This window comes from Rhodoblastus sp. 17X3, from assembly GCF_030056575.1.
Lineage (GTDB): Bacteria > Pseudomonadota > Alphaproteobacteria > Rhizobiales > Beijerinckiaceae > Rhodoblastus.
Genome location: NZ_JASHHX010000057.1, coordinates 1 through 850 on the forward strand (window position 1 = coordinate 1; position 850 = coordinate 850).

Annotated in this window: 1 protein-coding gene; it reads right to left on the reverse strand. The window is 59.1% G+C overall.

All coding sequences use genetic code 11. The annotated features are described in order from the left end of the window. On the reverse strand, positions 1-850 hold an 850-nt coding region (locus tag QM467_RS19730; RefSeq protein ID WP_283368043.1), incomplete at both ends, for a DUF1302 family protein.

The following is an 850-nucleotide window of genomic DNA, read 5'->3' on the forward strand; positions in this document are numbered from 1 at the left end:
CAGGCGATCATAGCCGGGGACAACACCGCCAAGAGGCAGCGTATTGTAGATCCCGCGCAAGGGCGACGGAAACTGGGGCCCGGCGACCACAAAGACAAGATCCGCAGCATTGTAATTGACGGGCTTGTTCGGGCTGTAGACATATTCGCCGTAAATCGTCGTGCCCTTGATTTGGGTCGTAAAGTTGATCGTGGCTGAATCGACGGCGCCGAGGTAAGCAACATTGTAAGCCGAATTGAGACCACCAGGATTACTCAACAGCCAATAATTTGAGCCGGCCCGCAAGGTCTTGATCGTCTGGCCGACAGGGGTGGGTTGATCTACGTGAGCGTAATACAGCCCGAACTTGGTGAGCAACGAATCTGCTGTATATGTGCCGCCGGCGCCAAAATTGACGTCGTTGGGAGTCGCCGCGCGCTTGCGATTGAGCGCGAAATCCACTGCATAGGACGTCGGATCAGCCAATACGGGGCTGAAAAAGACATTGTTGCAGCCCGGCGCGGCCCAGTCGGCGTAGGAGAAGAACGAGCCGCAGCCTGGCACCACGCTTCGCGGCCCCTGGAACAACAGGAAGCTTTCAAAAATGGCCTTGTCCTGCAGGAAGCCCAGGCGGCTGTACATGCCGGGCGTGGGGATGGTCAATTCCGCGGCCTGCGCGCCAGGCCGGACGACCGCAGAATAATCGAGGGCATTGACGGCGTAGAACAAGCCGCCCGGGATTGCGGTCGACAAGCCCCACGGGATGTTGATCTCGCCGATGCGGCCTTCGAAGCTCACGCCGCCGTCGAATTTCTGCTTGGTATAGGCGTAGGCTTGTTGAAACGCGGCGCCGAAAGGCCTCTCGCGCGCA